Consider the following 23,969-nt stretch of genomic DNA (forward strand, 5'->3'; position numbering starts at 1 on the left):
GTCGTCGAACTGCGAACTGTCGACGATGTTGCAGCCTTTTTCCGCCAGATAACCGGAAATCGCAGCCACAATGCCACGGGTCGATTTGCAGGCTACGGTCAGAACATAGGATGTCATTCGTTTTTCCTCAAAGACGTCGCGCCGGCATCAGCCAGCGCAGTTCGGCGCGTTCCATAGCGCAGCTCCGCGGCGGAGCAAAGCGTCAAGACGAACGCAGCCAAAGTCATAGGGCGGGAAAGGGCAGCGCGCCGTGCCGGAAGCGACATGGAATGTTCCATGGCCAGCACAGCGACGCCAGCTGTTTCTGTGGGCCGTTGCCTGTATCAGGCGCGGCGCAGGCGCATCGCCGTGCGGCCGCGACCGTCGAGCAGTTCGAGCGTGCCGCGGCGCGGCTCCAGCCTGAAGGAGCGAGCGCCTTCCAGCGCTTCGATGAACTGCCGTTCCTGGCGCATGATGTCAGGTGCGCAGGCCATCTGGGTGGAAATCATCCGGCCGAAATCGACGCGGTTGCGGCTGATCTTCACCTCGCCGCCAATGCCGTTGCAACCGGCATTGCCGGAAACGCGGCCCTCGCGGGTAATTTCCAGCGTCGCCTGACGGCGGCCGCGAACCCGCTCGCCACGGATGTCCTGCACCAGCCAGCGCCCTTCGATACCGGCTTCCGGCTCCGGCCGGCCCGGACCCGCGCCGACGCGCTCCAGCACCAGATCGGTATCGTCGCGACCGCCGGTCAGCACCGAATAACGGCGGGTGGTGGTGAAGAGCAGCCGGTCGCGGTCGCGGATTTCGGCGCTCAGCGCATAGGAGCGGCGGCCACGGATGTCGCGGTCATCATAACGCAGCACGAAGGGTACCGGCACCTGCCCACGCGGGCGGATGGTGGTTTCGGCAATCGTCTGCGACGGCGCATCCGCCAGCGAAACGTCGATCAGTCGCACGGTAACGGTCGCGCCCGGCGGCAGGGCGATGCGCTCTCGATAGGAAACGCTGCCGCGCAGGCTTGCCGGTGCGGCAGCCGCGCCGCCCGCCGCAAAAAGCGGCGCAAGCGCAACAAGCCCGGCGAAACTGCGGCGCGAAAGAAGAGGTTGGCGGTCGGTCATGTGCTTGCTCCGTGCTGGTGCCGATCAAATTTCAGCGGATGATAAAAAACGGCACTGAACGGGCGATGAACCGGTGGTTGTTTTCTCACGCGTGAGCCGGAGAGGTTCCGGGCGAATGATGACGCGTGCGATTATGAAAGCAGTGGGGAGGCTGCTGGCAGCCTCCCCACAGGTCTCAGCCGCGGAAACCGTCCCGCAGCGCTTCGAACTTCGCCAGTTGCCCGGCCAGCAGTTCCTTGTTCTCGTCACGGCGGACGAAAATCTTGAACATGGCGCTGCCGGCGGCGTTCATGAACCAGACGGAACAGGAGCGGCGGCCATGGAAGCCGCGGTCGACGAAGGTGATGCCGGCGCAATTGTCCTTCTTGATGTGACCGCCGATGGGGCTGTCGCCGTGGATGTTGAACCAGCCGTGGCTTTCGCTGCCTTCCGGCAGGTGGCCCGGCACTTCGAACACGATATCGCCGGTCTGCACGATCATCAGGACTTCGCCCCAGCTGCGCATCTCGTTCCAGATGGCGTCGAAGCGGTCGGCGGCAGCTGAAACGGCGGCACCTTCCGGCAGGATCGCCAGAATTTCGGCCGGCGTCACCTCGGCCTTGGCGGCGATAGCCTCCACGATACCATCGGGCTTTTCGGCGAGCGCAGCGGCGGCGCGGGCCTGCCTGTCGTCGTCGGTCTTTTGGGCTGCAATGCTCATCGGGCGGCCTCAGGCGGCAATCGAACGGCGTTCGCCATTCTTGTCTTCATGGATGATGACGTCGAAGCCTTCGAAATGCGGGCCGGAGAGATATTCCACCTTGCCGCGGTTTTCGCCGGCCTTGGCGTGGGCGGCGCGGAACTGTTCGGATTTCGTCCAGGCGAGGAAATCGTCCTTGGTGGCCCAGACGGTGTGCGAGGCATAAAGCGTGTGGTCATCCGCCTTCGGGCCTTTCAGCATGTGAAATTCGATGTAGCCCGGCAATTCGCTCAGATGCGATTTGCGCTCGCGCCAGATGGATTCGAAGGTTTCTTCATAACCCGGCACGACGCGAAAGCGGTTCATTGCGATAAACATGAAATTCTCCCTTTAAGTTTCCAGTTTGAGTCAGGATATCCAGCCGCAGGGAGGTTGGAAAGGGGTTCACGACAAAGCGAACAAATTTACTCCACTTATCGATTGCGCCGCCCATAAACATGTGTAAAGAACTCAAGATTAATTGGCGCGGGCAAAGCCGCGCCGGGTCGTGTTTCAGGATAGCGCCATGTTGAATTCCCGCCTTCGTTCCTTTGTTTTCGCCGCCCTCGTACCTGCCGCAATCGCCTTTGCCGCACCTGCCGCCATGGCTTCGGACAAGGGCAATCCGGAAGCGAAACGCATCGTCGCGGTGGGCGGCACGGTCACCGAAATCCTTTATGCGCTGGGCGCAGGAGACCGCGTCGTTGCGCGTGACAGCACCAGCAGCTATCCGGCCGATGCGTTTGCCAAGCCGGATATCGGTTACATGCGGGCGCTCTCGTCCGAAGGCATCCTGTCGCAGAAGCCCGATCTCATCCTCTCCGAAGACGGGTCCGGCCCGGCCGATGTCATCGCCATCCTGAAGGCGAGTGCGGTGCCTTTCGTCACCGTCGATACGCCGCCGAGCGGCGACGCCATCCCCAAAAAGATCGAGGATGTCGGCGCGGCGGTCGGTCTTTCTGACAAGGCGAAGGCGCTGGCTGCCGAGACCAAGGCCGGGCTCGATGCGCTCGCCAAGGATGTTTCGGCCGTGCCGGAAAAGGGTAGAAAGCGGGTTCTCTTCGTGCTTTCCACCGCTGGCGGCCGCATCATGGCGGCGGGCAAGGACACCGAAGCGGCCGCGATCATCGAAATGGCGGGCGGCATCAATGCGGCTCAGGAGATCAATGGTTACAAGCCGTTGACGGATGAGGCGGTCATTGCCGCGGCACCCGATTTGGTGCTGACCATGGCGCGCGGCGATCATGCCGCAAAGGCGGAAGAGATCTTCGCGCTGCCGGCCTTCCAGTCCACGCCTGCCGCCGCCAGCAAGGCGCTCATCAGCATGGATGGGCTTTATCTCATCGGTTTTGGCCCGCGCACGCCCGCTGCGGGCCGCGAGCTGGCAGCTAAGCTCTATCCTGAGGTGGTGAAGCCGTGAGCCTTGCCGCCTTGAGTTCCGCTGAAGGCAGGGTTGCGGGCGACAGATCCCGCCAGGGGGTCGTCACCCTCGCCGTGCTCGTCGGTATCCTGCTGTTTGCCTGTGGCGTATCGCTGGTCAGCGGACCCACGGGCGTCGGCATGTCCGAACTCTGGGCCTATTTCACCGGCGGCGCGGATCAGCTCGATGCGCGCGACAGGGTCATTCTTGAGGCGGTTCGTCTGCCGCGCACGGCGCTCGGCATGTTGATCGGCGCGGGACTTGCCGTTTCGGGGGCGATGATGCAGGGCCTGTTCCGCAATCCGCTGGCCGATCCCGGCATTGTCGGCGTCACCTCGGGGGCGGCGCTGTTCGCGGTCGCGGCCATTTCTCTCGGGGAAGGTGCGCTTGCCACCGTCGCCGTGTTTTTCGGCCCGCATTTTCTGCCGCTGATGGCGTTTTTCGGCGGGTTGCTGAACACCTGGGTACTTTACCTGATCGCGACGAAGGATGGCGCCACCTCCACCACAACGCTCATTCTGGCCGGCATTGCGGTGGCGGCGATCAGCGCTGCGCTGATGGGGCTGATGATTTTCATGGCCGATGACCGGGCGCTGCGCGACATCACTTTCTGGTCGCTCGGTTCGCTCGGCGGGGCCACGCCCGCCAAGGTGCTCGCCACCTTGCCCTTCATCGTCATCGTGCTCGCCATCATTCCCTTCGTTGCGCGCGGGCTGGATGCGCTCATTCTGGGCGATGCCGCCGCCTTTCACATGGGCATTCCGGTGCAGCGGCTGAAGCGGATCGTCATTCTGGCCGTTGCCGCCGCCTGCGGGGCAAGCGTGGCGGCGGCCGGCTCCATCGGTTTTGTCGGCATCGTCGTGCCGCATCTTCTGCGGCTCGCCATCGGCCCGTCGCACCGCTTCCTGCTGCCGGCCTCCGCACTTGGCGGCGCAGCGCTTCTGCTTCTGGCCGATAGTTTCGCCCGCACCGTCGCGTCACCGGCGGAACTGCCCATCGGCGTCGTCACGGCGCTCATCGGTGCGCCGGTCTTCCTGTTCCTGCTATTGGGACGCGGCGGTTTTTCCATGCGGAACATGTCATGATCCGGGCCGAAAACCTCACCCTCATCCGCTCCGGCCGCCGGCTTCTCGATGCGGTCAGCGTCGATCTGAAGCCCGGCAAGGTCAATGTCATCATCGGCCCCAACGGTGCGGGCAAATCCACGCTGATGAAGGTTCTCTCGGGCGAAATGCGCGCCGAGGGCGGTTCGGTGACCTATAACGACATCGGCCTGCCGGCCTTCACGCCGGTCCAGCTCGCCCGTCTCAGGGCCGTGCTGCCGCAGAGCACCCAGCTTGCTTTCCCTTTCACCGCGCTCGAAATCGTGCGGATGGGGGCTGTCGCACAGGGGTCTCGCGCGCCGGAAGAGCAGGCCCGCCGCGCGCTCGCCAAGGCCGGGCTGCGCGGTTTCGAGCAGCGGTCCTACAACATGCTCTCCGGCGGTGAGCAGCAGCGGGTGCAGTTTGCCCGGGCGCTGGCGCAGGTGCCGAACCCGATGGAAAATGGCGAGGCGCGGGCGCTCTTCCTCGACGAGCCCACCGCAAGCCTCGATATCGGCCACCAGATCGCCGTGCTGGAAACGGCGCGCGACTTTGCAGGCGGCGGCGGGCTGGTGCTCGCCATCCTGCACGACCTCAACCTTGCGGCCGAATTTGCCGATCAACTTATCGTCATGCATGGCGGCCGGGTGACGGCGAGCGGCCCCTCGCTGGAAACGATCAGCGACGAGACGATCGCAAGGGTCTATGGCATTGGCGGCGTCGTCGGTCGGTTGCCGGCGCGGCATATTCCTTACGTGCTGCCGCAGTCGCGCCACCGTTAAGGACTGTCCTTCGCCTCAGCTTTCCGGGCGGGTGGCGATGAAGAGCGCAGAGCCGAGCATGACGGCGGCGACGATGGCGGCCCGCAGCGGCGGCGGCTCGCTCAGAAACCAGAAAGCGGCGTAACTGACGGACATGGCAGAAAGCGCTGCGACCTTGGCGTTGCGGGCGATTGCGCCGCGTTCGCGCCATCGCCGCAGCGAAGGGCCGAATCTGGGGTGGGCCAGCAGCCATGCCTCGAGTCTTGGCGAGGAGCGGGAAAAACACCAGAGCGCCAGAAGCAGGAACGGCGTGGTGGGCAAAACCGGAAGAAACGCGCCGACAATGCCGGTCGCGACCATAAGCCAGCCAAGACAGAGGTATAAAAGGCGCATGCCTAGCCGGTATCATGAGTTCTCTACTCAGGATAGAGCGGCAGAGCCAAAACCATGCGGTCTCGTTGCCGCAGGTCCCAACCGCACCGGAAAAACTAAGGGGTTTTTGCCATCACATTTGCCGTGATCGGGCCGTTACGTCCTGTCGCAGAGTGCCTTTAGGGTTGAAAGCGAAGCACGCAGTCTTTATCCCCTTGGGCCGCGATGCCCGGAGCATAACCGGGCCGTCAAAGGTTGAGAAGAAGAAGGAAAACACCATGGCCAAGCTGATCCACTCGATGGTCCGGGTGCTGGACGAAAAGCGTTCGGTGGAATTTTACAAACAGGCTTTCGGGCTTGAGGTTGCGGAACGCGCCGAGTTCGAAAACTTCACGCTGATCTATCTCAGCAATGCCGAGGGCGATTTCGAGCTGGAACTGACCGTTAACCGGGGTCGCGAAGTGCCCTATGCGCTGGGCGACGGCTATGGTCACCTCGCGGTCAGCGTGGCCGATGTGGATGACGAGCATCAGCGCTTCACCGAGATCGGCCTTTCCCCCGGAAAAATCATCGAAGCCGATTATAAGGGCCAGCCTTTCGCGAAATACTTTTTCATCTGCGATCCGGACGGTTACAAGATCGAAGTGCTGCAACGCGGCAACCGGTTCAAATAAGCGCGATTATGGGAGAGGCGGGCATGGCAGAGGCAGGCGTCAAACTCGAGGAAAGCTGGAAACGCGTTCTTTCCGGCGAATTCGCCAGCCCCTATATGCTCAAGCTGAAAGAATTCCTGCTTGCCGAAAAGACCGCCGGCAAGCGCATCTTCCCCAGGGGTGCGGAATATTTCCGGGCGCTGGATCTCACGCCTCTCGACGAGGTCAAGGTCGTCATTTTAGGCCAGGACCCCTATCATGGGCTCGGTCAGGCGCATGGGTTGTGCTTTTCCGTCCAGCCCGGCGTGCGCATTCCGCCCTCGCTCGTCAATATCTACAAGGAATTGCAGAGCGATCTCGGCATTCGCCCGGTGGGTCACGGCTTTCTGGAAAGCTGGGCGAAACAGGGCGTGCTATTGCTCAACAGCGTGCTGACGGTGGAAGAATCCCGCGCCGCCTCGCATCAGGGGCAGGGTTGGGAAAAGTTCACCGATGCCGTCATCCGCGCCGTTAACGACGAATGCGACCATGTCGTCTTCCTGCTCTGGGGTTCCTATGCGCAGAAGAAGGCGGCCTTCGTGGACCAGCGCAAGCACCTCGTGCTGCGCTCGCCGCATCCATCCCCGCTTTCGGCCCATAACGGCTTTTTCGGCAATGGCCATTTTTCCAAGGCAAACGCCTTTCTCGCCTCCCATGGCCGTCAGCCGATCGACTGGCAATTGCCGGAAACGGTGGGAAGCGACAAAAACCTTCTCTAGACACTCATAAAATACCTTTACGCTTTGCGGTTGTCGGGATTAAAGATAACCGGACTACGAAGTGAAGGATTATGCCCGTGTCTCTCCTGTCTGCCGAAACCTCCGTCTCGCTGCCCGATCCGCTGTCGATCGTCGATGCTTTCGAGGATCATTTTTCCGAGCATATGGAGATGGAACGGGAAGGCGCGACAGTGCGGTTCAAGACGGAATATGGCCATGGCAGCTTCAGCGCCGAGGGTGGGCGTTTCGCCGCAAGGGTGAGCTGCATTTCCGAACATATATTGATGTCGGTGAAGGCGATGGTCGCCGAGCATATCGTCGAATTCTCCGGCGAGACGGGGCTGGATTTCCGCTGGAGCGGGCATGGCGCGCAACAGCGTGAGCTGCCCAATCTCTTCGTCGGCAAGGTCGCCCGCGCCTATAATCTGACGCCGCATATGCGCCGGCTGGTGGTTTCCGTCGAAAGCGGCATCGAAAGGCTGCTGACCGGCGGCATGCATGTGCGCCTGCTTCTGGTGCCGGATCAGGCCCGCGCGCCGGTCTGGCCTTATCTTGCGCCCACCGGGGCGATCGTCTGGCCGGCGGGCGACGATCTTCTCACACGGCGTGTCTACACCATCCGTTCCGGCGATATCGCGCGCGGTGAAGTCGATATCGATTTCGTCATGCATGAGGGCGACCACATGCCGGGCGCGACCTTCGGCGCGACGGCGAAGCCCGGCGATGTTCTCGGCATCATCGGCCCGAGCGGTGTCTGCCCGGAAGCCGAGCGTTATGTCTTTGCCGGTGACGAGACGGCGCTGCCGGTGATGCTGCGCATGGCGGCCGAAATGCCGGCCGGGAAAAAGCTCAGCGTCTATGCCGAGATCGACGATGAAGCCGAGCGGCAGGAGATCGTCTGCGCGGCAAATGTCGAGTGGACATGGCTTTATCGCCGCGGCAAGCCCGCAGGCACCGCCGGTCTCATCGAAAAGGCGCTGCGTGACCATGCCTGGAGCGCGGATCATGACGGCCTGCACGTCTTTGTCGCCTGCGAAAAATCCGAGGCGAGGGCGGCAAAATCCTTCCTTACCGACGAGATTTCTTTCCCGAAAGCATCGCTGCGCGCTGTCGGCTACTGGACCATGGGCGTCGCCGACGATCATTGAGCTGCCTTATCGGGCCCGTTGAACAGTCGGTTTTATCGTTCATCATTCGGGAACAATCCGTTCCCGTTGTCCTCTCTATGCCTGAGAGCGCTGTTACCCCATCTTTACGCCATGAACAGGGCAGGCCCCAACCGTGAGGCCCGCCAGGCAAAAGGGGTTTATTATGCTCAACCAGATCAAGGGCCTGCACCACGTCACGTCCATGGCGGCGAGCGCGCGCCAGAACAACAGTTTTTTCACCGATACGCTCGGCCTGCGCCGGGTGAAGAAGACGGTCAATTTCGATGCGCCTGACGTCTATCATCTCTATTATGGCGATGAAGTCGGCACACCCGGCTCCGTCATGACCTATTTTCCGTTCCCGCATATCGCCCGCGGCCGTCCCGGCACCGGTGAGGTGGGCACGACGCTGTTTTCCGTTCCGGAGGGATCGCTCGGCTACTGGCAGGACCGTCTTTCCAAGGCCGGCGTGGATGGCCTGAAGGCCGATGAAGCCTTCGGCAACAAGCGCCTGCATTTCGCAGGTCCCGATGGCGACGGTTTTGCGCTGGTCGAGGTCAGGGATGACAACCGTGCGCAATGGATCGGCAATGGTGTTGGCGCGGATCAGGCAATCCATGGTTTTCAGGGCGCCTCGCTGCGTCTTCGCGATGAAGGTGCGACCGCCGAGCTTTTGAAATTCATGGGCTATCAGGAAGTGGACCGTCAGGATGGCGTTCTGCGCCTCGGTATTCCCGGCGGCAACGGTGCCGACTTCATCGACATCGAAACCATGCCGAATATTTCCGGCGCGCGGCTGGGTGCGGGGTCCGTGCACCACATCGCCTTTGCGGTTGAAAACCGTGAAAAGCAGCTGGAGGTGCGCAAGGCGCTGATGGATACCGGCTATCAGGTGACACCGGTGATCGACCGCGATTATTTCTGGGCGATCTATTTCCGCACGCCGGGCGGCGTGCTGTTCGAAGTGGCCACCAATGAGCCCGGTTTCGACCGCGACGAGGACACCGCCCATCTCGGCGAGGCGCTGAAGCTGCCGACCCAGCACGCGCATCTGCGCTCCGTGCTTGAAGAGCATCTGGAGCCGCTGGGGGACGAGAAGGCGGCTTAACCGCTCGATAGCGCTTGGCAGGACATTGCGACCTGCTTCTTCTCCCCGCCGGGGAGAAGGTGGCCCGAAGGGTCGGATGAGGGGGTAACGTTGCCGGATTTCGGAGAGCTTGCCCCCTCATCCCGCTGCCGCGGACTTCTCCCCGGCGGGGAGAAGACACAAGCCGCGTCCGTTCGCTTCATATGATTGCTCCGCTTGGCCGAAGAGGCCTTCGGAAGCCTTTGAATCTCTTCCTTTCAGAAAGGATCCTCCCATGACCAGGGACAGCTATTTCCACAAATCCCGCGCCGGCGCTGCCGGTGCACCGCTTTTCGTTTTGCTGCACGGCACCGGCGGCGATGAAAACCAGTTCTTCGATTTCGGCTCGCGCCTGCTGCCTGAGGCGACCATTCTCTCACCCGTCGGCGATGTCTCCGAACATGGCGCGGCGCGGTTTTTCCGGCGCACGGGAGAGGGCGTCTACGACATGGCCGACCTTCAACGGGCGACCGTCAAGATGGCGGATTTCATCAGGGCGAACCGGGAGCATTATCAGGCCGGTCCGATCGTCGGCCTCGGTTTTTCCAATGGTGCGAATATTCTCGCCAATGTGCTGATCGAAGAACCCGGGCTTTTCGATGCGGCGGTGCTGATGCATCCGCTCATCCCTTTCGAACCGAAAATCTCCCCCGCCAAAGCCTCGCGCCGGGTGTTGATCACGGCCGGCGAGCGCGATCCGATCTGCCCGGTGCCGCTGACGAAGGCGCTGGAACAGAGCCTCAAGGCGCAGGGCGGCACGGTGGAAACCGTGTGGCATCCGGGCGGACATGAAATCCGCTCGGGCGAGATCGATGCGGTCAGGGGTTTTCTGGCAGCTTATAACGCTTAGCTGAATGTCTGCATTATGCCGGCTTTTAAGCCGGCATTCGCCTGTGCTTCCGCCTCAGCGATATCCGCATTGCTGCAGCTGCGCCTCGTAACGCAGCGCCATGTTGGCGGAGCGGCGGGCGGCCTTCTGGACGGCGGAATTGTTGCGCCAGCTGCCCTTCGCATAACCGGCATGGCCGGAATAATAGGCGAGGTAGAGATTATAGGGGTCGTTCAGCGAAATGCCGTTTTCGCGCCGGCTCTTGGCATGATACCAGCCGACGAAGTGGATGGCATCGGTGAAATCGGTGCGGCTTGCCGACCAGCGGCCGGTTTCACGCTGGTAAACGCTCCATGTGCCGTCCAGCGCCTGTGCATAACCATACGCGCTCGACTGGCGTGTCCAGGGAATGAAACCGAGAAGCTTGGTGCGCGGCGGCCGCGCATAGGGGCGGAAGGCGGATTCGGTATAGATCGTCGCCATCATGACGGGCACGGGCACGCCGAATTCGCGCTCGGCCGCTTTCGCATCGCGCCGCCAGTTGTTGAAGATGCCGTTCCGCTGCTCGAAAATCGCACAGGCATTGGTCACCTGCGACGGTGCGGTGGCGCAGCCGGCCAGAACGAGCATCAGAAAAACAACGGCAAATACGCCACGCATAACGGAACCCTTTCGTTCCGCTATTCTTAAATTGCTAACCATTAACGTCGGGTTTTAAGACAAGGTTAATTCAAATGCCGCCGATCGGCCGTCCGTTAACCCGCTGAAAATTCCTGTGGCCGGGATGGGGCGAGGCCGCCTTCCGGGCGCCTTTTTTCAAGAAGCGTTCATCCCCGCACGTCCACGGTCCCGCCGGCCCGGCTATACTTGGCTCATCCCGGTCATCAGGCGTGCGCGCGGCGCAAGGTGGGCGGGGCAGGCGGCCGAAACCGGGGAGTTTCCCGATGTCACGGTTGAGGCGGCCGGCATATGCCCATCCTCCAAACAGAAACCGGTTTGGCGGGCGGGTCATATGTTTCAAGCCGGGGCCGCATCGTCTGCAAACCCTGCAATACCCTTTGATACCCCCGCAGCGATGCGGCCCCTATATCGCTTCCCAACGTTGCCGCGGAATTCGCGGTGACGGTGTCGGCGCATATTCGAAAAAAAGCGTCCGCTGTACAAAAATGAAAACCGATAAAATTGTAGCAATCGGCTTAAAGCGGCTGAAAACAGTGCTGTGCCATTGTGGGATCACAGACGGGGAGCGGCCTTTGAAAGAGACGCTCCACAAAACAGAAATCGAGACCGGCACAAGCCGGCGGATCGCAAACGGGGTATGAAATGCTGAAGAAGATTATTGCTGCCGCCATCTGCGGAATTGCCGTTGCTTCCATGTCCAATCATGCCGACGCGGCTGGCGCTGCCGGTTTTGCCCGCGGTTTTGCCGCCGTCGAGAAGTCTGCGGTGACGCAGATCGGTGTTTCCGCGCCGGGCGGTTTCGACGGCTGCGTTCTTTCCGCCGGCCAATGCGTCTCCACCATCGCCGCGCCGCTGACCGGTGAGCGCCGTGAGGAACTGCTGCGCGTCAACCGCGATGTGAACGCCACCATGGGCGCGCTCGACGATTATTTTTCCGGTTTTGCAACCGATGTTCCGGCAACGCCGTCGTTGAGCCTTGGCGATTGCGGTGACTGCGCCGCCATCAAGCGCACGGCCCTTGCCGGCGCCGGCTGGTCTTCCAGCGCGCTGCGCCTTGCCTTTTCGCTGAACAATGACGGATCGCTCGAAAAAGTGCTGATCGTCACCACCGACAAGGGCGATATCGTCCTTGGCAATGCCGTTTTTTCTCCGGCCGAACGCGAAACCGCGCTCTGAGCTTTCGTTCGAGCATCGGAAAGATCTTCGGTCCGATGCTCCATTCTTTCATGCCTGCCAGACTGCGCCGGTTTTCCTGACCCTGTCGGTTCAGGAAGCCGGCGATTTTTTTCGTTCCGCGACGGCAATGCCCGCCAGCGCCATGATAAGAGCGACGATCTGATAGGTATGCAGCGTCTCGCTGAGCACGATAACCGACAGCAGGGTGCCGAAGACGGGTACGAGGTTGATGAAGAGGCCGGCGCGGTTGGCGCCGATCTGTTCAACGCCCTTGATATACAGGATCTGCGCGACGAGAGAGGCGAAAATGGCGGCATAGACCACCAGCACCCACCCCTTCTGGTCCGGCCAGACGACGCTCGCGCGTGAGATTTCCCAGAAGATCAGCGGCACGGAGGTAACGAGGGCGAAGAAGGCGGGGATGGCCATCAGCGTGCGCCAGTCGACCGCCGGTTTCCAGCGCAGGATGACGGTGTAGATGGCATAGACCAGCACGGCGAGCAGCATGATCGCGTCGCCGACATTCATTTCCAGTTGCAGCAGCGAGACCGGATCGCCATGCGAGGCGAGAAGCGCCACGCCGGCGATGGTGAGGCAGAAGCCGGCGATCTGGCCGAACAGCACACGGGTGCGGAACAGCATGAAATTCAGCACGAAGATGACCATGGGAATGCCGGCCTGGATGACGGCGGCGTTGATGGCCGAGGTGTGTTGCAGGGCCGTGTAGAGAAACACGTTGAAGGCCGTGTAACCGACGCTGCCGAGCACGAGGAAATAGGGCAGGCGTTTTTTCACCACCGGCCAGTCCTTGATGAGCTGCGGCACGGAAATGGCGAAGATGATGGCGACGGCGAAGACCCAGCGTAGGAAGGTGAAGGCCATGGGGCTGATGTGGCCGACGGCCAGCTTGCCGGCAACGGTGTTGCCGCCCCAGCAGAGCGTGGCGATGATGAGGGCGATATAGGCTTTGGAGGGCACGCTGATGTTTCGCTTCTTCACGGGGCGGGAAAACGGCTAAGGGGTGAATGGCGGTCTTGCGCCCGCGCTTGGCCCCCACGAGGCGAGATAATGCGGGAAATCCGCGCCTTGTCACGGAAAAAGCAAAATTCTCCATAAGAAACAGGGTCGCTTTCCGTAAAACAACACAGTATACATTCGCGGGTTTGGGTTTCCCATCGGGTTATCGGGCGCGCAAGCGCCATGAGCAGGAAAGCAAGAAATGACGAATGTTGTGGTGGTCGGCTCGCAGTGGGGCGACGAAGGCAAAGGCAAGATTGTCGACTGGCTGTCCGAGCGGGCAGATGTCGTCGTGCGGTATCAGGGCGGCCATAATGCCGGCCATACGCTTGTCATCGATGGCATCAGCTACAAGCTTTCGCTTCTGCCGTCCGGCGTCGTGCGTCCCGGCAAGCTCGCCGTCATCGGCAATGGCGTCGTGGTCGATCCGCATGCGCTGATCGCCGAAATCGGCCGTCTGGAAGCGCAGGGTGTGAAGGTTACCCCGGAAAACCTGCGTATCGCCGATAATGCCACCCTCATTCTTTCGCTGCACCGCGAGCTGGACGGCATGCGCGAAGACGCCGCCTCCAACAGCGGCACCAAGATCGGCACCACCCGCCGCGGCATCGGCCCGGCTTACGAAGACAAGGTTGGCCGCCGCGCCATCCGCGTCATGGATCTCGCCGACATGGAGGCGCTTTCCGCCAAGGTCGATCGTATTCTGACGCATCACAATGCGCTTCGCCGCGGTTTCGGTGCAACCGAAGTCTCGCATGAGACGATCATGGAAGAGCTGAGCTCGATTGCCGAGCGCATCCTGCCGTTCAGCGAAACCGTCTGGCTGCTGCTCGACAAGAAGCGCCGCGCCGGAGCGCGCATCCTGTTCGAAGGCGCTCAGGGCTCGCTGCTCGATATCGACCACGGCACCTATCCCTATGTGACCTCTTCCAACACGGTTGCCGGCCAGGCCGCCGCCGGTTCGGGCATGGGTCCGGGTTCGCTGGGTTATATTCTCGGCATCACCAAGGCTTACACCACCCGCGTTGGCGAAGGTCCGTTCCCGACCGAGCTGAACGATGAGATCGGCCAGTTCCTCGGCGAAAAGGGCCATGAATTCGGCACCGTCACCGGCCGCAAGCGCCGTTGCGGCTGGTTCGATGCGGCACTGGTGCGCCAGTCGGTCGCCACCAATGGTATTACCGGCATCGCGCTCACCAAGCTTGATGTTCTGGATGGTCTCGACGAGCTGAAAATCTGCGTCGGCTACAAGCTGGACGGGCAGGAAATCGACCATCTTCCGGCAAGCCAGGGCGCGCAGGCGCGCGTCGAGCCGATCTACGTCACGCTGGAAGGCTGGAAGGAATCTACCGTCGGTGCCCGAAAATGGGCGGATTTGCCTGCTCAGGCAATCAAATATGTCCGTCAGGTCGAGGAATTGATCGGGGCGCCTGTCGCACTTCTGTCGACAAGTCCGGAGCGTGACGACACCATACTTGTGACTGATCCGTTTGAGGATTAATGTCCTCGGCGATCTAGATTCATAAACCATATCGGGCCGGTACGTCGCCGGTCACGACGAGAAAGTGCTTATGGCGGATTTTGTAGCAGTCATTCGCAAGGCCGTGGATGGCTTGGCGAACAATACTCCCGAAAACCGGGCGAAGGTTTACGACAAGGCGCGCAGTGCGGTTGTGCGCCAACTCGAGAATATGAAGCCACGTCCGCCGGAAGAATTGTTGCGCCGGCAGATCGCCAAGCTGGACGCCGCCATAGCCGAGGTGGACAGCGAATATGCCGAGGCGCTTCCGGCGCTGGAGGATGATGACGCTGTCTCTCCCGCTGCGGAAGAGACGGCGGCATCCTATTACCAGCAGGATGCTGCCGACGAAGACGAGGCCCGCGCCGCCGAGCCGGCAGAGGATGCTGACCGGGAAGAGGCGCGGCACGAGCCGGCCTACGAAGAGCCGGCATCCGCTGAACCCGCGCAATCGGAGCCGGCTTACGAAGACGCGGCCGAAGAGGAAGAGCCCCGGCACGCTGGCACCGCTGCCGATGAGGAGCCGCATCACGGCGACCGCGAGCCGGAAGAGCTTTATGATGCGCCGGAAACGGTTCATGCCGCTCCCGCCCCGGCGCACGCTTCCGACGAAGCCGTCGGCACCTATTTCACACGGACGGATGAAGAGCCGGCTCACCAGCCGGAGCCTGAAACGGCGCTCGGCGCTGCCGATGATTCCGTTCCCTCCCATTGGGCGCAGCCGGTGGATGAGGATGACTGGCGCAAGCTCGACGAAGCGCAGGACGACGATGTGCGTCCGGCCGCCGAGGAATATGAAGAGGTTCGCAACGAGACCGACGAACGTCCGCTCGTTGCCGGTTATGCCGCCCAGCATTACCAGGAGCCGGAAGTAAGTTTCGAGCCCGCCCCTTACGAAAAGGATGATCGGCGCGAGACGGACGACCATTTCGGTCCCGCCGCCGTGGAGCATGCTCCGGCGTTTGGCGGCCGGCACGATTTTGACGACCATCGCCAGCCGCAAGAGCAGGCTCCGAAAAAGGCGGCCGTGGTCGAGGATTTCTCGTCCTATTTCCAGGATGCGGATATTGCCATTCCCGCCAAGGACGCGCCGGCGCTGCCGCGCGCGGATAACGATCTCTTCGGCGATCAGGCAGCGGCAAAGGACAATAAGGAACGCACGCCCTGGGACGATCTGGACGAACTGATCGGTTATGACGGCGCGTCGTCCTCCACCACCCGTCAGGCTTCGGGCGAAACGAATGGCGTGGGCGCTGCCGCCGCAACGCCCGCCTATATGGTCAAGAAGAAGCCGCGCCGCAATTATGCGTCGCTGGTTCTGGCCCTTGTCGGCGTGGCGCTGCTTGCCGGCGGCGGTTATGCCGTGTGGATGAACCGCGATGCGCTGAACGATATGGTCGGCGGGCTGGTCAGCTCCGCACAGAACGGCGGCACCAGCCAGACGGCTTCGAACGGCACGGGTGAGGCGCAGACCTCGACGCCGCCGGCGGCCCAGCAGCCGCCCGCCACGGGGCAGCAGCCGACAACTCCGACCAACCATCAGACCCCGACCCATGGCGATGACGGCTCCGTCAGCGGCACCAAGTTCACCCAGCGGCTTCTGGCCGACGGCACCGAGCGTGACGAGGGACCTGCCGCCGGTGCGAACGGCCAGCCGGTCACCGCCGAAGGCCAGTCGGTCTATGAGCAGAATGTCGCGCCGCCGCCTGCGGGCGAGGCTCCGGCCAATAATGCCGGTGCACCCGCTGGAACGCCTGCCGGCACGCCGCCGGCGCAGCAGCCTGCCGCCGCTGCCGGCGACCGCATGTTCCTTTATGAGGAAGTGCTGGGCCAGACGGTGCCGACCGCCATTCAGGGCAGCGTTTCCTGGTCGCTGCAGCAGGAAAATGACGGTGAGGGCAAACCTTCTCCGACCGTGCAGGGCCAGATCACCGTTCCCGGCCGTGGCCTCAGCGCGCTGATCACCTTCAAGCGCAATACCGATCCGTCGCTGCCGGCCAGCCATCTGATCGAGATCGTCTTCTCGGTGTCGCCCGGCTTCGAAGGCGGCGCTATCGACAGCGTCCAGCGCATCGCGATGAAGAGCACCGAGCAGGATCGCGGCAACGCGCTGATCGCGGTTCCGGCCAAGATCACCGACGATTTCCACATGATCGCGCTCAACGACTTCCCGGATGCGATGAAGACCAATCTGGAGCTTCTGAAGAGCCGCAACTGGATCGACATCCCGGTTTCCTACCGCAACGGCCGGCGTGCGCTGCTGACCCTGCAAAAGGGCAATGACGGCATCGCCGCCTTCGACAAGGCGCTCAGCGAATGGGCGGCGGCAACGCCGGCGACCGGGCAGTGATGATTTAAGGGCGGCTCAGGCCGCCCTTTTTGTTATATGGCAAAGGGCGACGTGCTTGTGGAATGGCTGCGGCGTTGTCTTTGCTTTGTCGGGTGATGGGTTTTGGTGATGTGGGTGGGTGCGGCTCACCCCCCTCTGCCCTGCCGGGCATCTCCCCCACAGGTGGGGAGATCGACTCGCGGCGAGGTTTCGTTTTTCTTGACGGTCGGAGATAGCGCAACGCAGCGCGTCTTGCCGATCTCCCTCCTTGTGGGGGAGATGCCCGGCAGGGCAGAGGGGGGTAAGCGGCATACTCCGAAACGCGGATATTTTCCCTACCGCTTCTCCTCCAGCACAATCGTGGGTCTCAGAGACAGAGCATTTCCCCGCCCGCCTTTTACAAATAAAAAATCCCCGGCCGGAGGCCGAGGATGATTCACGGTCAGCGCATTGGCGTCAGGAGCGCGTCCACTCACGCATCCACCACGCGCAGCGCACGCGCAGCTTCCAGCGCTTCCTTCTGCACCGCTTCCTGCACCTTCTCGAAGGCGCGAACCTCGATCTGGCGCACGCGTTCGCGGCTGATGTCGAACTCGGAGGAGAGTTCTTCCAGCGTCACCGGGTCTTCGGCAAGCCGGCGGGCTTCGAAGATGCGGCGCTCGCGGTCGTTCAGCACGCCCATGGCTTTCGCCAGCATGCGGCGGCGGGTTTCCAGCTCGTCCTGTTCGATCAGCACGTCTTCCTGGCTGTCATGGTCGTCCACCAGCCAGTCCTGCCATTGGCCGGACTCGCCTTCGGACGCCTTGATCGGCGCATTCAGCGAGGCGTCGCCATGCAGGCGGCGGTTCATCGAGATGACTTCTTCTTCCGACACCTGAAGCTTCGTCGCGATTTCCTTGACGTGTTCCGGCTTCAGATCGCCATCGTCGATTGCCTGGATGCGGCCTTTCAGCCGGCGCAGGTTGAAGAACAGACGTTTCTGGTTGGCGGTCGTGCCCATCTTCACCAGCGACCAGGAGCGCAGGATATATTCCTGGATCGAGGCCTTGATCCACCACATGGCATAGGTGGCCAGACGGAAACCGCGCTCCGGATCGAACTTCTTCACCGCCTGCATCAGGCCGACATTGCCTTCGGAGACGACTTCGCCTATCGGCAGGCCGTAACCGCGGTAACCCATGGCGATCTTGGCGACGAGACGCAGGTGGCTGGTGACGAGTTTATGCGCGGCGTCGCGGTCGCCATGCTCGGCATAACGCTTGCCAAGCATGTATTCTTCCTGCGGCTCCAGCATCGGAAATTTACGGATTTCGTCGAGATATCTATTGAGACCGGCTTCGCCGGCTGTAATCGTAGGCAAACTATTGCGGGCCATAAAGCACCCCCTTATCTATGGTCTGGAACGGCACCCTCTTTGATCGGCGACTGACCCGCCGGAGGCACACCGTAAGCTGCGGGTCGTTACCGACCCCGCACGAACCCATGTGACAGATATGTACGCGCCCGCCGCGTTTCAAGCGAACGCTGCGTTCACACATGCGTTATGTTCCAGTGACACCTTCCTTGACCTGTTTAACTTTCGAACGGTAGATTCGTTCCGAAAAACCGCCAAGGCCAGAGCGCACCATCAGCTCATACATCACCCGCCGGCGCATGGGATTGTGCAGGCGCACCACCTTCGAGCCGAGGAACTGCGTCTCCACATGGGCAAGCGCCTGCAGATCCGGATCGGCGGCAATCGCGTCCGCATAGGTCGCGTGAAATTCCCGGCGGCAGACATAGGTTTTGTATTTCGTCATGCCGAAGCAGACGAGGCTGTGGCCATGGGTGCGCAGGAAATCGGCGACGCCCACCGTCACTTCCGGCCAGGCAGGATTGAAAGTGTCGTCGAAGACGATGACGCCATGCGGCGCGATCACCTCCATCGCCAGTTTCGCATCGGCCAGCACGTGGTGCAGGTTGTGGCCGCCATCGATGCTGAAGAAGCGCGCGGGGCCGATGCGGGAGGTGATGTCGGCGGGCGCCAGCCGCGTGCTGTCGCCCCTGACGATCAGGTCTTCATCCATGGCGAAACCCAGCCGGCGACCGTTTTCCATCAGGCGTTCATATTGGTCGAGGCTGCCATCTTCGGGCGGATCGAGATCGAAGAGATCGACGCCCAGCACCTTTTCTTGCTTCCCGGCGAATTTACGCAGCAGGAAATAGGAGCGGCCGTAATAAACGCCGATTTCCGCCATGCCGCCATGGAGGCCGCTTTTCGTCTGGGCCTGCAACAGCGCCTTGAAGACGAGCGCATCGGGCGGGTCGATATAGCCTTCGACGCTGCGCAACTCCTGAAAGATAAAGCGGCGGTCTTCGATATTCATGCGATAGATCCCGTCATCATGCCGGTTCCGTTCGGGGGGCGGATCGAACGAATGGCGTCCCTGCGGCTTTATTTGGCAGGCTTGAAATTGCCACGGTTCAATGGCGGCGATTTCAGGCTTTGCGGGGCCGAGGAGGTGTGACGATTGAAGCGAAATTGGGGCGGTCTATAAAAAGGACCGACTGCGGAATATCGCTATCCGCTAATCTTTTTTTATTATCCGGGGCTTCCGGCGAAATGCATGGCGCAGTTTTTTTGACCGCGCCATGCAGGTTTTCAGCCACGCAATGCGGCGGTCAGCGCTTCCATGTCATCCGGCAGGTCGGTTTCGAATTCCATCACCTCGCCGGTGCGCGGATGTTCGAAAGCGAGCAGATAGGCATGCAGGGCCTGGCGCGGAAAGCCGCGAACGGTGCTCTTTGCCGGTTCTTCGAGAAGGTTCGCCTTGGTGCGGAAGGCCGCGCCATATTCGGGATCGCCGATCAGCGGATGGCCGATATGGGCCATGTGAACGCGGATCTGGTGGGTGCGGCCGGTTTCCAGCCGGCATTCCACCATGGAGGCGAGGCAGGTGGCGTCCGGCCGCTCATGGTAACGCTCCATCACCTCGTAATGGGTGATCGCCTCGCGGGCATCGTCCGAATCTTCGTGCTTGACGGCGCGTTTGGTGCGGTCGGCGCTGCGGCCGAGCGCTGCGTCGATGGTGCCGCGCAGGGTGCGCGGGCGGCCCCAGACGACGGCCTTGTAGGCGCGCTCCAGCGGCCCGGTGCGGCCATGGTCGGCAAATTGCGCGGCGAGATGGCGGTGGGCATTGTCGTTCTTCGCCACGACCATGACGCCGGAGGTTTCCTTGTCCAGCCGGTGCACGATGCCCGGTCGCCTGACGCCGCCAATGCCGGAGAGGCTGTCGCCGCAATGGTGGATGAGGGCGTTGACCAGCGTGCCGGTCCAGTTGCCGGCGCCCGGATGCACGACGAGACCGGCGGGCTTGATGAGCACGATCAGGTCTTCATCCTCATATTCCACGTCGAGCGGAATGTCCTCGCCCTTGGGTTCCGGGTCTTCCGGCTCGGGCATGACGATTTCGATGCGATCCTTCGGATGCACCTTCTTTTTCGGCTCCGTCACCGGCTGGCCGTTGATGGAGACCGCGCCCTGCTCGATCAGCGCTTTCAAGCGGCTGCGGGAGAAGTCGCCGCCCACTTCGCCTGCCAGCCATGAATCGAGGCGGCCTTCGGCGTTTTCCCCGGCAATCAGGACTTTCCTTGCGTCTCCGCCTTGTTTAAAGGGGTCGTTCATTCTTATTTTTCCGATCCATCAGCATTTCAGGGAACCCGATGACGCAGATCGAGCAAGACGAACAGGAAGACAAGCCGCTTGATCCGGCCATGGAAAAAGTTCGCCGCAAGATGATCCGTTTGCAGATCGTGTCGGGCTCCGTGATGTTTATCAGCCTTATGGCCGTCTTCGGTGCGGTTGTCTACAAGGCGATGGGGCCGTCGAAGGCGGTTCAGACGCAGAGCGAAGCGCCGAACCTTGCCGTTCCCACCGGCAACGGACCGCTGGCCGTCACCGCCAGCCTGCCGCAGGGCTTCGTCATCGATAATGTCAGCTATTCCGGCGGCGACATGCTGTTTTACGGGCGGCTCGCCAACGGCACCCGCAAGGCGCTGGTCTTCAACGTCGCGGCCGGCCGGTTCCTCGCCGATGTGACGGTCGATGGCCAGTGAGGCCAATAAGCTGCTGGACGGGCGGGCGCTGATCCCGGTCGAGGACCCGGCCGATCCGCGCATCGCCGCCTTTCGCGATATTCGCGAGCGCGACCTGACCGGGCGTCAGGGCCGCTTCATTGCCGAAGGAACGGTGGTGCTGCGCATGCTGGCCGCCGCCCATAAAGCGGGCGGCGCCTTTGCGGCGGAAAGCATCCTCATCCTTCGCAACCGGCTTGCCGGTGTCGCCGATATCCTTGCCGATTTCCCTGATGATGTTCCTGTTTATGTGGCCGAAGCGCCGGTGCTGGATGGCATTGTCGGTTTTCACCTTCATCGCGGCATTCTGGCGCTCGGGCGGCGGGTTCAGGATCGCGGGCTGGAGGAGATGACGGCGGCGCTTCCCGCCTCGTCGCTGGTGCTCGTGGGCTGCGGCATCTCCAATCACGATAATCTGGGGGCGATGTTCCGCAATGCGGCGGCGTTTTATGCCGATGCGGTGTTGCTGGACGAGACCTCATGCGATCCGCTTTATCGCAAGGCGCTGCGCGTTTCCGTCGGCTCGGTGCTTTCGGTTCCCTGGCATCGCGGCGGCGGGGCGGTGGAGATGCTGGAGCGGCTTTCCGAGGCCGGTTTTGCGATCTGGAGCCTTTCGCCGGGTGGCGAAACCGAGATTCGCGATATTCCCCGGTCCGAGCGCATGGCGCTGGTGATTGGCACCGAAGGCGAGGGGCTGCCGCAATCGGTGCTCTCGCGGTTTCATACCGCACGGATTGCGCAGTCGCCGCAGCTGGATAGCTTGAATGCGGGGACGGCTTCGGGGCTGGCGCTTTATCAGATGGCGGGGGTTATGGGGCGGGTATGATGCCGAGGCGTATGCGGCTTACCCCCCTCTGCCCTGCCGGGCATCTCCCCCTCACGGGGGGAGATCCGCTGGGAGCTAACGCTCGCTCATTCGCAACGTTAGAGTTGGGCTGAAGAGCGCCGCATATCGATCTCCCCCCTTGAGGGGGAGATGCCCGGCAGGGCAGAGGGGGGTAAGCCGCACACTCAACGCGGGGTAAACCACACCCACCGAGGACCTAATGTTCCCGCTTCTCCATCACCACCTTCGCCCGCTTCGCAAGGCTCTCCCGCCCCGATGAGCCGGAGGCCTTGGCGAGCAGCGCCGGAATGGGCGATTTCTCGCCCTCCTGCGCGGCGGTGAGCGCGATCATCTCAGCGGCGATCCTTGCGATTTCGCGGCGGATGGGTTCGTCATTGCCGGTACCGCGCACATTCAGCAGGCGTTCGGTGAGCGCCGTGCCCTGATTGCGGATATCCTCGATTTCCCGCTCCAGACCTTGCGACGCCGCTGGCTCCGTCACGACCGGGGGGGCTGTTTCCTCCGGTGCCGCCTCTTCTTCGGCGGCGGGTGCGGTTTCGAGCGCGGCGGCTGGGGCAGGGGCAGCGGGTTGCGATGGGCTAACCGTTTTCTCGACCGGCACGGCCGGGTTCGGCAGGCGGATGATCATGTCGTTGGCGCGGCCGCCGGTTGCGGCAAGCTGTTCCTTGAGGCGGGCGACTTCCTGGTTGCGCAGCGTCAGCATCGTGTCGAGATCGGCATTTTTCGCCATGACGGTCGCGACCTGTTCCTCGAGCCGGGTGACCTTGCGGCTTTCACGGGCAACCGCCGTCATCGCTTCCTTGTTGCGGGCCGCCACATCCTGCAATTCGCGGGTCGCGGTCTCGCCTTCCTTGCGGAAACGCGTGGCGCTCTGCTTGGCCTGCTCGGCTTCCAGATCGCGGGTGGCGGCGAGGATTTTCGAATCATCCAGCTCGCGCGTCAGATTGGTGAGGCGGGCGGTGAGATCGGACATCTGGCCGGCGCGCTCGTTGGCGGCCTGTTCCTGTTGTGCGAGGTTCGCCTGTACGGCGCCGGCGTGTTCTTCGGCGGCATCGAGGGCCGCGCGCAATTCGCCGATTTCCAGCGTCAGCTCCTCGACTTTCAGGGAGAAGCTGCGGTTCTGCTCGCCCAGCCGATAGGCATCGCTGGAAGCGGCCTCGTTGGCGAGACGCAGCGAGGTGTTCTTTTCCCGTTCCGTATCCAGTTCCTGGCGGACCTTGGCGTTTTCGGCGGCGTAGAGCGCACGCGCCATGTCCTTCTGGGCGCGCACTTCCTGCGGGCTGATGGGCATTGTCGCGCGTATTCGGTTTTCCGTATAGGCGACGATGCGGCGGTGGATCGCGGGTGCGATCAGCAGGGCCAGCAGGGTTGCGGTGAGAAAACCCAATCCGAAGAGAATGGCATATTCGATCACGCGGGACAGTCTCCGAAACTCAGATACGCGCGCATTCGGAAAGAGGGGCGCGAAAGCACGTTACGCTATTATTGCAACCGTGGGGAGGGGTCTCCCGGCAATTGCACAGGCGGTGTCGGCGCCACTTGTTTCTTCTCCCCGCGGGGGAGAAGTCCGCGGCAGCGGGATGAGGGGGCAAGGGTGGTGAGATACGGCAACGTTGCCCCCTCATCCGACCCTTCGGGCCACCTTCTCCCCGCCGGGGAGAAGAAAGACGCGGCACCCTCGCATAATCAGAAGGGGTTCCAGGTCGGCTGCTGGGTGAGCTTCAGGTAACCGACATTGATGCCGAGGCGCGCGCCGATGCCGGTACGGATGGGGGCAAGCGTCACGTCGCTGCTCTTCAGATAGGTCATGCCGACGCCGGCGACGATGAAGGCGGAGCCGCTCACACCGCCGTAACGGCGGTAAAGCGCATCGACGGAGGGCAGGTTGTAGACCAGCATCATGGCGCGGGTGCCCTGGCCGCCATAATCGAGGCCGAGGGAGGGGCCCTGCCAGAAGACGGGGTGCTGGCCGGCATTCTTGGTGTAAAGCGTGCCTTCGCCATAGGTGAGGCCCGCGACGAAGGCGCCGGAGCCTTCCTGGCCGAGAATGTAACCGTTTGGAAGACCGTATTGCTGGAAGGCGCGCTCCACCACCTTGGCAAGGCCGCCGGTGGTTTCACCGAAGAATCCGTGGCCTGCATCCACGACTTCCTGGAAAGAATATTGATCGCTGTTCTGGGCCGCGGCCGGTACGACCCATATCAGGAGGCTCGCAAGGAGCGCGACAATCTTTCCCAGTCCGAGGCGTGCAATGGTGCGGGTTTTCGTAAGGCGCATCGTCATGTCCGTCCGTCTGTTTCGTTAGCGCATCGGTTCGAAA

The 23,969-nt window shown here is 62.3% G+C and carries 24 protein-coding genes and 1 pseudogene; 13 read left to right on the forward strand and 12 right to left on the reverse strand.

Annotated features, from left to right (window positions below; translation table 11 throughout):
* From purU to hmuQ, 4 genes and pseudogenes are all read right to left on the reverse strand, one after another.
* Window positions 1-117: pseudogene (gene purU / locus I3J13_RS24765) on the reverse strand (formyltetrahydrofolate deformylase); the annotation flags it as partial.
* Between the two features lie 206 nt (window positions 118-323).
* Window positions 324-1,100, reverse strand: a complete 777-nt coding sequence (locus I3J13_RS24770; RefSeq protein WP_196380588.1) for a YbaY family lipoprotein — start codon at window positions 1,098-1,100, stop codon at window positions 324-326.
* A gap of 175 nt (window positions 1,101-1,275) precedes the next feature.
* Window positions 1,276-1,800, reverse strand: a complete 525-nt coding sequence (gene hutX, locus I3J13_RS24775; protein WP_196380589.1) for a heme utilization cystosolic carrier protein HutX — start codon at window positions 1,798-1,800, stop codon at window positions 1,276-1,278.
* Window positions 1,801-1,809: 9 nt separating this feature from the next.
* On the reverse strand, window positions 1,810-2,157 hold the full coding sequence (gene hmuQ / locus I3J13_RS24780; RefSeq protein WP_003522597.1) for a heme-degrading protein HmuQ: 348 nt from the start codon (window positions 2,155-2,157) through the stop codon (window positions 1,810-1,812).
* A gap of 187 nt (window positions 2,158-2,344) precedes the next feature.
* On the opposite strand from hmuQ, the gene I3J13_RS24785 reads away from it, so the two are divergent.
* From I3J13_RS24785 to I3J13_RS24795, 3 genes are read left to right on the forward strand one after another with little or no spacing between them, the layout of a single operon-like run.
* Window positions 2,345-3,238, forward strand: a complete 894-nt coding sequence (locus I3J13_RS24785; protein ID WP_059754633.1) for a heme/hemin ABC transporter substrate-binding protein — start codon at window positions 2,345-2,347, stop codon at window positions 3,236-3,238.
* Window positions 3,235-4,323 (forward strand): FecCD family ABC transporter permease, encoded by a 1,089-nt coding sequence (locus I3J13_RS24790; protein WP_080850954.1) that lies wholly within the window; start codon window positions 3,235-3,237, stop codon window positions 4,321-4,323. The genes I3J13_RS24785 and I3J13_RS24790 overlap by 4 nt, the downstream gene beginning before the upstream one ends.
* Window positions 4,320-5,102: a heme ABC transporter ATP-binding protein gene (locus tag I3J13_RS24795; RefSeq protein ID WP_196380590.1), complete on the forward strand. Its 783-nt coding sequence runs from the start codon at window positions 4,320-4,322 to the stop codon at window positions 5,100-5,102. The genes I3J13_RS24790 and I3J13_RS24795 overlap by 4 nt, the downstream gene beginning before the upstream one ends.
* 15 nt (window positions 5,103-5,117) lie before the next feature.
* On the opposite strand, the gene I3J13_RS24800 is transcribed toward I3J13_RS24795, so the two are convergent.
* Window positions 5,118-5,474, reverse strand: coding sequence for a YbaN family protein (locus I3J13_RS24800; RefSeq protein ID WP_020809733.1), 357 nt, complete (start codon window positions 5,472-5,474; stop codon window positions 5,118-5,120).
* Window positions 5,475-5,731: 257 nt separating this feature from the next.
* Between I3J13_RS24800 and I3J13_RS24805 the strand changes: the two genes are divergently transcribed.
* From I3J13_RS24805 to I3J13_RS24825, 5 genes are all read left to right on the forward strand, one after another.
* A complete protein-coding gene (locus tag I3J13_RS24805; protein WP_080850959.1) occupies window positions 5,732-6,127 on the forward strand; it encodes a VOC family protein in 396 nt (131 codons plus the stop codon).
* Window positions 6,128-6,150: 23 nt separating this feature from the next.
* Window positions 6,151-6,864 (forward strand): uracil-DNA glycosylase, encoded by a 714-nt coding sequence (gene ung / locus I3J13_RS24810; RefSeq protein ID WP_142844941.1) that lies wholly within the window; start codon window positions 6,151-6,153, stop codon window positions 6,862-6,864.
* Window positions 6,865-6,935: 71 nt separating this feature from the next.
* The gene (locus I3J13_RS24815; protein ID WP_196380591.1) at window positions 6,936-8,012 is read left to right on the forward strand and encodes a siderophore-interacting protein; all 1,077 of its coding nucleotides are present in this window, start codon (window positions 6,936-6,938) and stop codon (window positions 8,010-8,012) included.
* Between the two features lie 163 nt (window positions 8,013-8,175).
* Window positions 8,176-9,120 (forward strand): VOC family protein, encoded by a 945-nt coding sequence (locus I3J13_RS24820; RefSeq protein ID WP_196380592.1) that lies wholly within the window; start codon window positions 8,176-8,178, stop codon window positions 9,118-9,120.
* Window positions 9,121-9,373: 253 nt separating this feature from the next.
* The gene (locus tag I3J13_RS24825; RefSeq protein ID WP_059754628.1) at window positions 9,374-9,988 is read left to right on the forward strand and encodes an alpha/beta hydrolase; all 615 of its coding nucleotides are present in this window, start codon (window positions 9,374-9,376) and stop codon (window positions 9,986-9,988) included.
* Between the two features lie 54 nt (window positions 9,989-10,042).
* Here I3J13_RS24825 and I3J13_RS24830 read toward each other — a convergent pair whose 3' ends face one another.
* Window positions 10,043-10,627 (reverse strand): transglycosylase SLT domain-containing protein, encoded by a 585-nt coding sequence (locus I3J13_RS24830; protein WP_003522586.1) that lies wholly within the window; start codon window positions 10,625-10,627, stop codon window positions 10,043-10,045.
* A gap of 663 nt (window positions 10,628-11,290) precedes the next feature.
* Between I3J13_RS24830 and I3J13_RS24835 the strand changes: the two genes are divergently transcribed.
* Window positions 11,291-11,824 carry a transglutaminase-like cysteine peptidase gene (locus I3J13_RS24835; protein WP_080850964.1) on the forward strand — a complete coding sequence of 178 codons (534 nt, stop codon included), beginning with the start codon at window positions 11,291-11,293 and terminating at the stop codon, window positions 11,822-11,824.
* A 90-nt stretch (window positions 11,825-11,914) separates the two neighbouring features.
* On the opposite strand, the gene I3J13_RS24840 is transcribed toward I3J13_RS24835, so the two are convergent.
* Window positions 11,915-12,802 (reverse strand): EamA family transporter, encoded by an 888-nt coding sequence (locus tag I3J13_RS24840; RefSeq protein ID WP_196380593.1) that lies wholly within the window; start codon window positions 12,800-12,802, stop codon window positions 11,915-11,917.
* A 241-nt stretch (window positions 12,803-13,043) separates the two neighbouring features.
* Here I3J13_RS24840 and I3J13_RS24845 point away from each other — a divergent pair, with 241 nt between their 5' ends.
* Both I3J13_RS24845 and I3J13_RS24850 read left to right on the forward strand, forming a co-directional pair.
* Complete coding sequence (locus I3J13_RS24845; protein WP_196380594.1) at window positions 13,044-14,342, forward strand: adenylosuccinate synthase; 1,299 nt, start codon at window positions 13,044-13,046, stop codon at window positions 14,340-14,342.
* A gap of 70 nt (window positions 14,343-14,412) precedes the next feature.
* Window positions 14,413-16,710 (forward strand): hypothetical protein, encoded by a 2,298-nt coding sequence (locus tag I3J13_RS24850; protein ID WP_196380595.1) that lies wholly within the window; start codon window positions 14,413-14,415, stop codon window positions 16,708-16,710.
* Between the two features lie 451 nt (window positions 16,711-17,161).
* Here the strand turns inward: I3J13_RS24850 and rpoH are convergent, their stop codons facing one another.
* From rpoH to I3J13_RS24865, 3 genes are all read right to left on the reverse strand, one after another.
* A complete protein-coding gene (gene rpoH / locus I3J13_RS24855; RefSeq protein WP_003522581.1) occupies window positions 17,162-18,064 on the reverse strand; it encodes an RNA polymerase sigma factor RpoH in 903 nt (300 codons plus the stop codon).
* 166 nt (window positions 18,065-18,230) lie between these two features.
* Window positions 18,231-19,055 carry a class I SAM-dependent methyltransferase gene (locus tag I3J13_RS24860; protein ID WP_196380596.1) on the reverse strand — a complete coding sequence of 275 codons (825 nt, stop codon included), beginning with the start codon at window positions 19,053-19,055 and terminating at the stop codon, window positions 18,231-18,233.
* Between the two features lie 275 nt (window positions 19,056-19,330).
* Complete coding sequence (locus I3J13_RS24865; protein WP_035259711.1) at window positions 19,331-20,353, reverse strand: RluA family pseudouridine synthase; 1,023 nt, start codon at window positions 20,351-20,353, stop codon at window positions 19,331-19,333.
* Window positions 20,354-20,391: 38 nt separating this feature from the next.
* Between I3J13_RS24865 and I3J13_RS24870 the strand changes: the two genes are divergently transcribed.
* A complete protein-coding gene (locus I3J13_RS24870) occupies window positions 20,392-20,784 on the forward strand; it encodes a hypothetical protein (RefSeq protein WP_059754555.1) in 393 nt (130 codons plus the stop codon).
* On the forward strand, window positions 20,774-21,628 hold the full coding sequence (locus tag I3J13_RS24875; protein ID WP_196380597.1) for a TrmH family RNA methyltransferase: 855 nt from the start codon (window positions 20,774-20,776) through the stop codon (window positions 21,626-21,628). Before I3J13_RS24870 ends, I3J13_RS24875 begins: the two co-directional genes overlap by 11 nt.
* 217 nt (window positions 21,629-21,845) lie before the next feature.
* Here I3J13_RS24875 and I3J13_RS24880 read toward each other — a convergent pair whose 3' ends face one another.
* Both I3J13_RS24880 and I3J13_RS24885 read right to left on the reverse strand, forming a co-directional pair.
* Window positions 21,846-23,063 (reverse strand): coiled-coil domain-containing protein, encoded by a 1,218-nt coding sequence (locus I3J13_RS24880; RefSeq protein WP_196380598.1) that lies wholly within the window; start codon window positions 23,061-23,063, stop codon window positions 21,846-21,848.
* Between the two features lie 272 nt (window positions 23,064-23,335).
* Window positions 23,336-23,932 (reverse strand): DUF1134 domain-containing protein, encoded by a 597-nt coding sequence (locus tag I3J13_RS24885; protein ID WP_196380599.1) that lies wholly within the window; start codon window positions 23,930-23,932, stop codon window positions 23,336-23,338.
* Between the last annotated feature and the right edge of the window lie 37 nt (window positions 23,933-23,969).

The organism is Agrobacterium leguminum (genome assembly GCF_015704895.1).
GTDB classification, from domain to species: Bacteria; Pseudomonadota; Alphaproteobacteria; order Rhizobiales; family Rhizobiaceae; genus Agrobacterium; species Agrobacterium leguminum.